Below are 10,803 nucleotides of genomic sequence, written 5' to 3'. Positions count from 1 at the left end.
CACCGATTTCTCGGTGTTATCCCCATCTATGAGGCAGGTTGCCCACGTGTTACTCACCCGTCCGCCGCTAACTTCCAGAGAGCAAGCTCTCCTTCCGTCCGCTCGACTTGCATGTATTAGGCACGCCGCCAGCGTTCGTCCTGAGCCAGGATCAAACTCTCCAATAAAGTTTGTCTTGCTCAATCATTTCAAATAAGAATTGCGGGATGGTTTATCCCTGACTTACCTGGCTTTTGTTTAGTTTTCAAAGAACATTTAAAGATGTTTTTGTCCCGTCGCTCGTTTTGGCGACTTTTATATCTTAACACCTTGTTTGCTTAGTGTCAACATCTTTTTTTGACGTTTTTTCGAAAGCTGCTTGTCTTGCAGCGACAATTAATAATATAACACGTTTAAATATTATCGTCAACAACTTTTTTAATAAAAAATAAAACGGAGAAATCATAGGCGATCTTCCGTTTTACCCCATTATGAAATATTGGATAGCGGCAAGGGAGACAAGCCCTGGTATGCCTAAAAAACCTGATATTGAAACGGTTCCGATGTTTATAGGAATATGGATATCATACGAAGTTCCTATTGCATTTAAGAAAAAAAGAAGCAAAGCTCCAATACATAAACGAATAATTCCCTGCCCGATCCACCGCAATGGCTTTAGCGGAGCGCCAACTAAAAGCAGCAATAAAATTAAGCTCCCAAGAATGGATACCACCATTAATGGTTCCATCGCTCTTCACCCTCCCATAACTCGTCTTTTCAATTTAATGTATGGGAGATGTCCAAAAAAAAGAACAAAATCACATGTAAGGCGATTTTGCTCTAAGGATTATTTTAATGATTTCATCGACACATTTCTTTTTTTTGCCTCTTTCAATAAAAAAAAGTACTTTGCCTCTGTTAACGCTAACTCATAAAGGACTTGTTCAGAAGGTTCAACACTTTTTCCAACAATCGCTTTTTTTCGTGCCAATGCTTCTTTTACTTCATAAAACGTGTGAAGAAGTTGTTCGTCTCCCGTTTTTCTTAATTGCCCCTTTTTAGAGAAAAACATGGTATGGTGTTCCCCTTTATTGTTAAAGTTCAAGTATTAAAAAGGACACTTTTTAAAAGCATCTTAAAGTTCACGTCTTCCTTCAAGTGCTTTCGATAAAGTTACCTCATCTGCATATTCTAAATCACCGCCGACTGGGAGGCCATGGGCAATTCTTGTGATTTTTATTCCTGTAGGTTTTAAAAGACGGGCGATATACATAGCGGTCGCTTCACCTTCAATATTAGGGTCTGTCGCCATAATGATTTCTTGGATAGTATCATCCTGAAGCCGCTTGAGAAGCTCTGCTATTTTTATATCCTCCGGCCCAATTCCATCAACCGGCGAAATCGCTCCGTGAAGAACATGATATAGCCCGCGGTATTCCTTCATTTTTTCCATCGCGATAACATCTTTAGAGTCATGGACAACGCAAATGGTCGTGCGGTCACGGCTTGAATCGTCACAAATCATGCATGGATCACGGTCCGTAATATGAAAACAATTCGAACAATAGATCAGCTTTCTTTTAGCATTAACGAGCGAGCGGCCGAAATCCAATACATCGTCTTCTTTCATTTCTAATACGAAAAATGCCAGTCGAACCGCTGTTTTCGGTCCGATACCTGGCAATTTCATAAAGCCGTCGATCAATTTCGAAATAGGTTCTGGATAGTGCATCTATGGCCTCCTAGAACAGTCCTGGAATGTTTAATCCTTTAGTGAATTTCCCCATATCTTGATTCACAAGCTCATCCACTTTCTTTAATGCATCATTTGTAGCCGCTAAAACAAGGTCTTGAAGCATTTCAATATCATCCGGATCAACCACTTCTTCTTTAATGACGACTTCCAGTATTTCTTTATGGCCATTCGCAATGACGGTCACCATTCCGCCTCCTGCTGTACCTTCTACTTTCTTTTCCTTTAATTCCTCTTGAGCTTTCGCCATTTCTCTCTGCATTTTTTGCATTTGTTTCATCATATTGTTCATATTTCCGCCACGCATCATAATCAGATTCCTCCTAAATGTTTTAGTCTTTTATTTCAATTAAATCATTGCCGAATAGCTTTTGAGCTTCAGCGATTAAAGGATCCACCGCCTCTTCCTTTTCTTCGGCATTCCCAAGCTCGTGTTCTTTAATGAATTCTTGTTTAATTCTTTCCCAATCAGGCTGAAGGACGGTTGCCATTGATAGAGACTTTCCTATTGTACTATAAACAGTTGATTCCACACAGCTGCGAATATTTTCAGATTGGGCCATTTGGCTGTGGATTTGGTGTTGAAAAGAAAGCAAAAAGAATCGATCCGAACAGGCAACAGGTTCCGCACCTGATAATAGAGCATACACACTTACTTTTTCCGCCTTAATTCTTTCCATAATCGTACCCCAGCTATTTTTTAAAATAATGAGGTTTTGCTTTTTGGCCTCGTTCAACATTTCTTTTATTCTTCCTACGGATGCAGCGTTTGTCGATAACTTCGGTTTGACGCTTTTTCTCTCCTGAACGGTTGAAGCGCTTTTTTCTTCAGACGCTGAAGAAATACCACGTTCCTTCAATTGATGAAGCTCATGCTCTAATTGATCAATTCTCTTTCTTAGCTGTTCAGTTTCCACTGAAGAGACAGGTTTTTGTTCCTCGTGGCAAATTTTAACAAAAGAAAGCTCAAGAAATATTTTCGGATGATTCGTCCATTTCATTTCCTGTTGTGCTTGATTCAATAGCTCAATCACTTTATAGATCCAGTTTGAATCCGTATGGTCAGCCAGTTCTTTAAATTCTTGATCCACTTTGACCCGGTCGAGAATTTTTTCAAGGTTCGGAGCTGTTTTATAAAGCAGCATATCACGGTAATAATAAATTAAATCTTCAATAAAGCGAACCGGATCTTTGCCTTCTGCCATGATTTTTTCAACGATTTGAAGGGCTTCCGCTACATTTTTGTCCTCAAATGCTTTAACAACTCTTGCTAAATACGCCTGTGTTACAGTCCCGGTAACAGCTAAGACATCTTCGACCTTGACGATGTCTTCACTGTAAGATATGGCCTGATCCAATAGACTTAAGGCATCACGCATTCCGCCTTCTGCAGCTCTCGCCAACAGCTCCAACGCTTCATCATCGGTTTTAGTACCGCTTGCCTCAAGAATTGTTTTCATCCGTTCAATCATTTTCCCGCTTGAAATTCGTTTAAAATCGAATCGCTGGCAGCGTGAAATAATCGTTAACGGAATTTTATGCGGCTCGGTCGTTGCCAGTATAAAAATAACATGGGCAGGGGGTTCCTCCAATGTTTTTAACAAAGCGTTGAACGCTCCTGTCGAGAGCATGTGGACCTCGTCGATGATATACACTTTATAACGGACGGAAGATGGAGCAAATTTGACTTTGTCACGAATATCACGAATATCGTCGACTCCGGTATTGGATGCGGCATCAATTTCAAGAACATCGGAAATCGTCCCATTTGTGATCCCAATGCAACTATCGCATTCATTGCACGGTTCAGCTACCGGCGCTTTTTCACAGTTAACCGCTTTTGCAATAATTTTTGCCGCACTTGTTTTTCCCGTACCCCTTGGGCCTGAAAATAGATAAGCATGGGAAAGTTTTTGCTGCAAAAGCGCATTTTGGATTGTTTTCGTTATATGCTCTTGGCCGACAACATCTTGAAAGCTTTGTGGACGCCAGACACGGTAAAGCGCTTGATAACTCATTTTCCCATGCCCTCCTTCATCATCATTTCCACATTTTTCGTTTCTGTCTGTAACTCTTATTATACTGAAAAACAGCAAAAAACTCACCCCGGAGGATGAGCTTTTAAATTTAATACTTATGTAAAATGCCGCGCACCTCTCGTTGGAATAGCCAACCTACGCGTTACGCAAGCAGTTAGCTCGATCCAGGCTACCCCGCGGCACACGAAGATGACCACTTACTGCTGCTTCCTTCCGGACCTGACAGGGTTCATGGGTCTCCGTTGCGCAGGACCCGAATGTCAACACTACTTACTTGTGTCAGACCATACATTGGACTACCCGAAGAGAGGAATTCAGCCTCGCTACAGCGGATTGCGAGTACAGGGCACCGCTACCTCCCCACCTAGCGCGACAAAGTGTATAACATTGTAAGGCACATTAGGAATGTGCATTTCTAAGTATACAACCTCTACTGTAAAAAATCAATTATAAATCAGATTCCATATTCTGTATTTTTTTATGTTCTTTCTTTTTCTTTCGTAATTGTTGAAAAAAAGAGGTGAGCAATTCGCCGCATTCTTCTGCTAAAATGCCAGCGGTAACGTCACATTGATGGTTGAAACGTTCTTCTTGTAAAAGGTTCATTAACGTACCGGCACAACCACCTTTAGGATCAGCCGCACCAAAAACAACCCGATGAATGCGTGAAAGCACGATCGCACCTGAACACATCGCGCAAGGCTCTAATGTAACATATAACGTAGCACCTTCAAGCCGCCATGAATCCACTTTTTTACAGGCCCTATCAATTGCAAGAAGCTCCGCGTGGGCGACCGCCCGTTTTTCCGATTCGCGTAAATTAAAAGCAGTCGATATAACTTCATCATCTTTGACGATAATAGCTCCAATCGGAACTTCACCGATCTCTCTGGCCTTGATCGCCTCATTAATCGCAAGTCTCATATACATTTGATCGATTTCTTCCTGAGATTTATCCATCATTCATCCTTCTCTAATCGTAATGCGTAGCGCCTCGCTTATTCTTTAGTAAATATTAAAAAAACCTGCTATAAAAGCAGGTTGTATGTACATTATGGAGGAGGTAGAGGGATTCGAACCCCCGCGGGCTTTTACACCCCTGTCGGTTTTCAAGACCGATCCCTTCAGCCGGACTTGGGTATACCTCCGTATTTAAAATGTTAAGCAGGATGACTAAATGTTGTATTCCTTGCTGACAAAAAATATAATAGCATATGTTTATTTTAATCGTCAACCCTTTTTTTAAAAAAAGGAGAAATAAATTTCGATTTATTTCCCCTTATGATTTTAACGAGTAATGACTTCTTTATTCCCCATGTAAGGGCGAAGAACTTCCGGAATGAGAACAGACCCATCTTGTTGTTGATAGTTTTCTAAAATAGCGGCAACCGTACGTCCAATCGCAAGCCCAGAGCCATTTAATGTATGAACGTATTCTGGCTTCCCTTTTGGTTCACGACGGAAGCGGATTTGCGCTCTTCTCGCCTGGAACGCTTCAAAATTAGAGCAAGAAGAAATCTCACGGTACGTCCCATAGCTTGGGAGCCATACTTCAATATCGTATTTCTTAGCCGCCGTAAACCCGAGGTCAGCGGTGCACATGCTCATTACACGGTATGGAAGATTCAAAAGTTGAAGTACTTTTTCCGCATGTCCCGTTAATTCTTCTAATGTTTGATAAGAGTCTTCAGGCTTCACGAAATGCACAAGCTCTACTTTATTAAATTGATGTTGGCGAATAAGCCCTCTCGTATCGCGTCCAGCAGATCCCGCTTCGGAACGGAAACAGGCACTAAACGCTGCATACCGAATGGGCAGTTCATCTGCGCTTAAAATTTCTTCGCGGTGCATATTCGTAACCGGAACTTCTGCTGTTGGAATCAAGAAATAATCCTCTTCCCGGATTTTAAACGCATCTTCTTCAAATTTAGGAAGTTGTCCCGTCCCTGTCATGCTTGTGCGGTTGACAAGATAAGGAGGCAGGATTTCTGTATAACCGTGCTCGTCTTCATGTAAATCCATCATAAAGTTAATCAAAGCCCGCTCAAGCCTGGCGCCTAATCCTTTATAGAAAGCAAAACGGCTTCCTGTTACTTTTGCAGCCCTTTCAAAGTCAACGATTTGGAGATCAGTGGCAATATCCCAATGAGCCTTTGGTTCAAACTCAAATTGACGAATCTCCCCCCAATGCCTTACCGGTACGTTGTCATCTTCTGTTTCGCCGACTGGAACACTTTCGTGCGGAAGGTTTGGCAAAGTAAGCATTAACTGATGAAAGTCTTCTTCTACAGAACGCAATTCTTCATCAATCGTTTTTATGCGATCACTTACTTCGCGCATTTCCTTAATAAGCTCATCTGCATCTTTTTTCTCACGTTTATATTCTGCCACTAATTTAGAAACTTCATTTCGCTTTGACTTTAACGTTTCTGTTTCACCGATCAATTCACGACGCTTTTGGTCCAATTCTTCAAAACGGTCAAGTCCGGATAAATCTTCCCCGCGTTTCGCTAATTTTTCCTTTACTTCCTGAAAATTTGCTCTAACAACTTTCAAATCAAGCATGGAATCTAACCTCCTATTTCATTTTTAGATCAATAAAAAAATCCATCCCTCATAAAAGGGACGGATTGATCCGCGTTGCCACCCTAGTTGCAAGGATAAAACTATCACTTGCCACCTTAAACGAATAACGGTCGTTTACCGAAAATGCTTACTATTTCATGTTCAGCATTTTACTCCAGGATGGATTCACAAAACTTCTTGATCGGTTTTCACCAGCCACCGACTCTCTTTACGAAGAATATTTTGTTACTATTTCCTGTCAACGATTTTTACTATCAATTTTATATATTAATTTACAATATTTCTCTTATTTATGCAACCATTCTTTAAAAAATTCCTTTAATCCAACCTACAAGGCTAGACCAAATGCTGCTAAAGAAATGGCCGATAGCGCGCATCATGAGAACAAACCAGTTGGCCTTGTCATCAGACGATGTTGTTACGACTTGAACTTTTCCTTTATCTGAACCGTTTGTTAAATAGCCGTAATCTTTTCCTTCCCCGTTGTAATTTACATTTACGTAACCAACAGCCTGTCCTTTTTTAACCGGTGCATCTAATTCTTTTTTATCAAGAACAAGTTCAGGCTTATATTGTTTCTTTTCGCCATTTTTCACAAGCATTGAAAGTGGTTCTTTTGTAGAAATAGCGACCTCTTTTTCTTTCCCTTTATTGACAGCAATCGTTTTATGTCCTTTAAAGGTGTACCCTTTAGGAAGGAGTTCCTCTTTTGTGAAATTTCCGAAGCCGTAATCAAACAATTTTCTCGTTTCATCAAATCGGGCCTTATAACTTTTTGTATTCATTACAACGGAAATTAAACGTATGCCGTTTCGTTTCGCTGTACCAGTAAAACAATAACCAGCTTCTGGTGTATTCCCGGTTTTTAACCCATCAACGCCATCATATTTATAAACAAGTGTTGGAAGCATCCAGTTCCAGTTTGACATTTGGATTTCATCATCAGTGCCTTCGCGGAATTTCTTTTTCGGAATGCTCGCAATCTTTAAGCTTTCAGGGTAATCATTAATTAAGTGAAAAGCTAGAATCGCAATCGATCGCGCAGATACTTTATTTTCATCTGTCTTGCTTCCGGTTGAATAATGTCCTTTTAAATCTTTATTATTTAAACCTGTTGAGTTAACAAAACGGGTATTCTTCATCCCGAGCTCTTTCGCCTTTTCATTCATCCGTTTGACAAATTCGGACTCTGAACCGGAAACAAGCTCAGCTAATGCAATAGTCGCTCCATTTGCAGAGTAAATGGCCATCGCTTCGTATAATTCACGAACCGTATATTTATCGTCCGAACGCAATGGAACATTGGACAAACTGCGGTCTTGAGAAACTTGATATGCATAATCACTTACACCGGTTTTTTGGTCCCAGCTGATCTTACCTTTTTTAATCGCTTCCATGACTAGATATTCGGTCATCATTTTTGACATGCTGGCAGGTGGAAGCATTTGATCAGCATTCTTTTCATATAAAATTTTTCCGGTTTCCCCATCAACTAATATAGCTGACCCGGCATTAATATTTAAACCTTCAGCAGCACTTGCTTTTAGTGATTGACTAAAAAAGGTTGCAGCTATAAGCGAAAAAACAAATAAAAAAACGATGGAACTTTTTAACTTCTTGCCTGTCACATCTACACCTCCATACCTATTTACACAACCGTTATTGTAACATAAAAATCGACAGAGGATAGACCTCTGTCGACAATTTTTTTATGAACATTTTATTAAATAGAGTAATTTGGCGCTTCTTTTGTAATTTGGACTTGATGCGGGTGGCTTTCCCTTAATCCAGCTCCCGTAATCTTAACAAATTTAGCGTTATTTTGAAGATCTTCTATTGTTGGTGTGCCACAATAGCCCATTCCAGAACGAAGGCCACCGATTAATTGATAAATGGTATCTGCCAGCGGCCCTTTATAAGGTACGCGTCCTTCGATACCTTCTGGAACCAGTTTTTGATTGTTTTCTTGAAAATAACGGTCGCTGCTTCCTCTTTCCATTGCACCAATCGAGCCCATTCCCCGATACACTTTAAACTGGCGACCTTGATAAATTTCCCGTTCACCAGGGCTTTCACTTACCCCGGCAAGTAAGCTTCCAAGCATAACAGCATGTCCACCCGAAGCAAGTGCTTTTACGATGTCACCGGAATACTTAATTCCACCGTCAGCAATAATTGGAATGCCGTGTTTTCTCGCTTCCGTAGCACAATCATAAATCGCCGTTACTTGTGGGACACCGACTCCTGCAATTACACGGGTTGTACAAATGGATCCTGGTCCGATCCCTACTTTAACAACACTTACACCGGCTTCAATTAAATCACGAGTAGCTTCAGCAGTCGCCACATTACCGGCAATGATCGTTAAATCAGGGTACGCCTGGCGAACTTCTCTTACTTTATTTATTACTCCTTCAGAATGTCCGTGAGCTGTATCAATGACAATTACATCAACTTCTGCCTCTACAAGTTTTTCAACTCGCAGCATCGTATCTTTCGTTACGCCAACCGCAGCTCCAACGAGAAGACGTCCTTTTTTGTCTTTAGCCGAGTTCGGGAATTCAATGACTTTTTCAATATCTTTGATTGTTATTAATCCTTGAAGGGTGCCATCTTCATCAACAAGTGGAAGTTTTTCGATTTTGTGGCGCTGCAGGATGCGTTCTGCTTCTTTTAATGTAGTGCCAACAGCTGCCGTTACAAGATTTTCCTTCGTCATAACATCTTTGATTTTAATGGAATAATCTTCGATAAAACGCATGTCACGATTGGTAATAATCCCGACGAGCTTTTTATTTTCGTCAACAATTGGAACTCCACTAATTCGATATTTCCCCATTAAATGTTCAGCATCGAATACCTGGTGATCAGGTGTTAAATAAAATGGATCTGTAATAACACCGCTCTCAGAGCGCTTAACACGGTCTACCTGCTCAGCCTGTTGTTCAATTGACATGTTCTTATGAATGATTCCTAGTCCGCCTTGACGCGCCATTGCAATGGCCATTTCCGCTTCCGTAACTGTATCCATCCCCGCACTAATGATCGGAATGTTTAATTGGACATTTTCAGATAACTTCGTTTTTACTGAAACATCCTTTGGCAACACTGCTGATCTCGCTGGAATTAACAACACATCATCAAAAGTAAGTCCTTCTTTTACAAACTTATTCTCCCACATGATCCAGTTAGCTCCCTTCATTACTCTTTTTACGAAAAATATTATTTGTAGATTAACAACTGGATAAACTACTGTCAAGGAATGGAGGATAAGTCGAACTTTTCAAAATAAAGCAAAAAAGAAAAGGAGGGAAAGATGTTATGGACTTTTGGCCGATGTACGACAGCTTTTATTCATCAATTCGTGTCCAAAGCTATTTATGTACTTGTTATCGATCAATGAATATCGAGAAAGCAGAAAGTAAAAGCTTTGAAAATTGCTATCCTTTTATTTATTATTTAGAGCACGGAAAAAAATACTACTCCCTTTCTGCCAATGCCCCTTTGGAACTTCAACCTGTTTTATTGTTTTATGGCATGATCCAGCTATTAAAAGCATGCATCTTAACCGTTGATCCGGATTATCCGGAAAACAGCTCGGTTCTTGCCCATGGAGTAACCACAAGAAAACGAAAAAAACGGTTTTATGAATTCTCAAATGACGAAGTAAAAATTCAAAAAAGCGGCTTATTTACGCATTTCTGCGAAAAAATGTTCCATGTGAAACATATTGAAGGTGAAAAAGTAAAAATGGGGGATATCCTTCCTTTAATTCCTGAATTACATGAACTTTATTTTTTTATTCATAAACAAAATTTCATTGTAAAAGCAACTATAGAAGGCTTAGAATTCCAACTTCCGAATCGGATACTTGATGGCTTACATATGCCACTTCCGCGTTTTTTAGACTTTTTAAATTCTTTTTATCGTGAATCAGTATTTGAAAATTCTTATGAAACAAAATCAAGCATCGTTCTTACGTCTAAAAAAAGCTTAAGCCCTCTTGAAAGTTACCCATTTATATATCATTTAAATGGAAGCTTTTATTTGCCAAATCAACGCGAATTTTTCCGACCTTATAATGAAGTGATGATTCATTATTTGATCCTCTATAATTTAAGCATGATTTGCCGTTATGAAACAGAATGGTGGGGAGATTTATTTCATACGTATTCATCGAACGATTTACCGTTGATTAAGCAGTTTCTAGAAGTTACGGCCCTGAAAGTCCCGTATTTGCTCGGGTTGTATTTATTAAATAAAGATACACCTTCTTAACGTTTGCGGAAAGACAAAAAGACTCCGCTGGAAAATCCAACGGAGTCTCAATTGGCCTGGCAACGTCCTACTCTCACAGGGGGAAGCCCCCAATTACCATCGGCGCTGAAGAGCTTAACTTCCGTGTTCGGTATGGGAACGGGTGTGACCTCTTCGCCATCGCCACCA

The 10,803-nt window shown here is 40.2% G+C and carries 10 protein-coding genes, 1 tRNA gene, 2 rRNA genes, 1 other RNA gene and 1 other annotated feature; of the genes, 1 reads left to right on the top strand and 13 read right to left on the bottom strand.

Going from position 1 to position 10,803, the window contains the following annotated elements; all coding sequences use genetic code 11:
• From H538_RS0117485 to guaB, 12 genes are all read right to left on the bottom strand, one after another.
• Nucleotides 1-167, bottom strand: a 16S ribosomal RNA gene (locus tag H538_RS0117485); the annotation flags it as partial.
• A 293-nt stretch (nucleotides 168-460) separates the two neighbouring features.
• The gene (locus H538_RS0117475; protein ID WP_026678695.1) at nucleotides 461-727 is read right to left on the bottom strand and encodes a pro-sigmaK processing inhibitor BofA family protein; all 267 of its coding nucleotides are present in this window, start codon (nucleotides 725-727) and stop codon (nucleotides 461-463) included.
• Between the two features lie 99 nt (nucleotides 728-826).
• Nucleotides 827-1,051: a YaaL family protein gene (locus H538_RS0117470; protein ID WP_026678694.1), complete on the bottom strand. Its 225-nt coding sequence runs from the start codon at nucleotides 1,049-1,051 to the stop codon at nucleotides 827-829.
• Nucleotides 1,052-1,114: 63 nt separating this feature from the next.
• The gene (gene recR / locus H538_RS0117465) at nucleotides 1,115-1,711 is read right to left on the bottom strand and encodes a recombination mediator RecR (protein ID WP_026678693.1); all 597 of its coding nucleotides are present in this window, start codon (nucleotides 1,709-1,711) and stop codon (nucleotides 1,115-1,117) included.
• A gap of 10 nt (nucleotides 1,712-1,721) precedes the next feature.
• Nucleotides 1,722-2,042 carry a YbaB/EbfC family nucleoid-associated protein gene (locus H538_RS0117460; RefSeq protein WP_026678692.1) on the bottom strand — a complete coding sequence of 107 codons (321 nt, stop codon included), beginning with the start codon at nucleotides 2,040-2,042 and terminating at the stop codon, nucleotides 1,722-1,724.
• Between the two features lie 22 nt (nucleotides 2,043-2,064).
• Nucleotides 2,065-3,750 carry a DNA polymerase III subunit gamma/tau gene (dnaX, locus tag H538_RS0117455; RefSeq protein WP_026678691.1) on the bottom strand — a complete coding sequence of 562 codons (1,686 nt, stop codon included), beginning with the start codon at nucleotides 3,748-3,750 and terminating at the stop codon, nucleotides 2,065-2,067.
• A 128-nt stretch (nucleotides 3,751-3,878) separates the two neighbouring features.
• An RNA gene (ffs, locus tag H538_RS25725) (signal recognition particle sRNA large type) lies at nucleotides 3,879-4,144 on the bottom strand.
• Between the two features lie 74 nt (nucleotides 4,145-4,218).
• Nucleotides 4,219-4,731, bottom strand: a complete 513-nt coding sequence (gene tadA, locus H538_RS0117450) for a tRNA adenosine(34) deaminase TadA (RefSeq protein WP_026678690.1) — start codon at nucleotides 4,729-4,731, stop codon at nucleotides 4,219-4,221.
• A gap of 95 nt (nucleotides 4,732-4,826) precedes the next feature.
• Nucleotides 4,827-4,919, bottom strand: a tRNA-Ser gene (locus H538_RS0117445).
• Between the two features lie 139 nt (nucleotides 4,920-5,058).
• Entirely contained in the window at nucleotides 5,059-6,336 is a 1,278-nt protein-coding gene (gene serS / locus H538_RS0117440) for a serine--tRNA ligase (protein ID WP_026678689.1), read from the bottom strand.
• A 53-nt stretch (nucleotides 6,337-6,389) separates the two neighbouring features.
• Nucleotides 6,390-6,608, bottom strand: a binding site (T-box leader).
• Nucleotides 6,609-6,662: 54 nt separating this feature from the next.
• Complete coding sequence (locus H538_RS0117435) at nucleotides 6,663-7,985, bottom strand: D-alanyl-D-alanine carboxypeptidase family protein (protein ID WP_051291539.1); 1,323 nt, start codon at nucleotides 7,983-7,985, stop codon at nucleotides 6,663-6,665.
• 95 nt (nucleotides 7,986-8,080) lie between these two features.
• A complete protein-coding gene (guaB, locus tag H538_RS0117430; protein WP_026678687.1) occupies nucleotides 8,081-9,538 on the bottom strand; it encodes an IMP dehydrogenase in 1,458 nt (485 codons plus the stop codon).
• Nucleotides 9,539-9,678: 140 nt separating this feature from the next.
• Between guaB and H538_RS0117425 the strand changes: the two genes are divergently transcribed.
• Nucleotides 9,679-10,635 carry a YaaC family protein gene (locus H538_RS0117425; protein ID WP_026678686.1) on the top strand — a complete coding sequence of 319 codons (957 nt, stop codon included), beginning with the start codon at nucleotides 9,679-9,681 and terminating at the stop codon, nucleotides 10,633-10,635.
• 54 nt (nucleotides 10,636-10,689) lie between these two features.
• On the opposite strand, the gene rrf is transcribed toward H538_RS0117425, so the two are convergent.
• Nucleotides 10,690-10,803, bottom strand: a 5S ribosomal RNA gene (rrf, locus tag H538_RS0117420); the annotation flags it as partial.

Origin of the sequence: Fictibacillus gelatini DSM 15865, from assembly GCF_000430745.1 — a bacterium.
Lineage (GTDB): Bacteria > Bacillota > Bacilli > Bacillales > Fictibacillaceae > Fictibacillus_A > Fictibacillus_A gelatini.
Note: the sequence above shows the minus strand (reverse complement) of the source record. Positions and strands in the feature narration are given on the sequence as shown.

Excerpts from the sequence above, each read along its gene's own strand:
- H538_RS0117475 (WP_026678695.1), bottom strand. The coding sequence starts at position 727 with ATGGAACCATTAATGGTGGTATCCATTCTTGGGAGCTTAATTTTATTG.
- H538_RS0117470 (WP_026678694.1), bottom strand. The coding sequence starts at position 1,051 with ATGTTTTTCTCTAAAAAGGGGCAATTAAGAAAAACGGGAGACGAACAA.
- recR (WP_026678693.1), bottom strand. The coding sequence starts at position 1,711 with ATGCACTATCCAGAACCTATTTCGAAATTGATCGACGGCTTTATGAAA.
- H538_RS0117460 (WP_026678692.1), bottom strand. The coding sequence starts at position 2,042 with ATGATGCGTGGCGGAAATATGAACAATATGATGAAACAAATGCAAAAA.
- dnaX (WP_026678691.1), bottom strand. The coding sequence starts at position 3,750 with ATGAGTTATCAAGCGCTTTACCGTGTCTGGCGTCCACAAAGCTTTCAA.
- tadA (WP_026678690.1), bottom strand. The coding sequence starts at position 4,731 with ATGGATAAATCTCAGGAAGAAATCGATCAAATGTATATGAGACTTGCG.
- serS (WP_026678689.1), bottom strand. The coding sequence starts at position 6,336 with ATGCTTGATTTGAAAGTTGTTAGAGCAAATTTTCAGGAAGTAAAGGAA.
- guaB (WP_026678687.1), bottom strand. The coding sequence starts at position 9,538 with ATGTGGGAGAATAAGTTTGTAAAAGAAGGACTTACTTTTGATGATGTG.
- H538_RS0117425 (WP_026678686.1), top strand. The coding sequence starts at position 9,679 with ATGGACTTTTGGCCGATGTACGACAGCTTTTATTCATCAATTCGTGTC.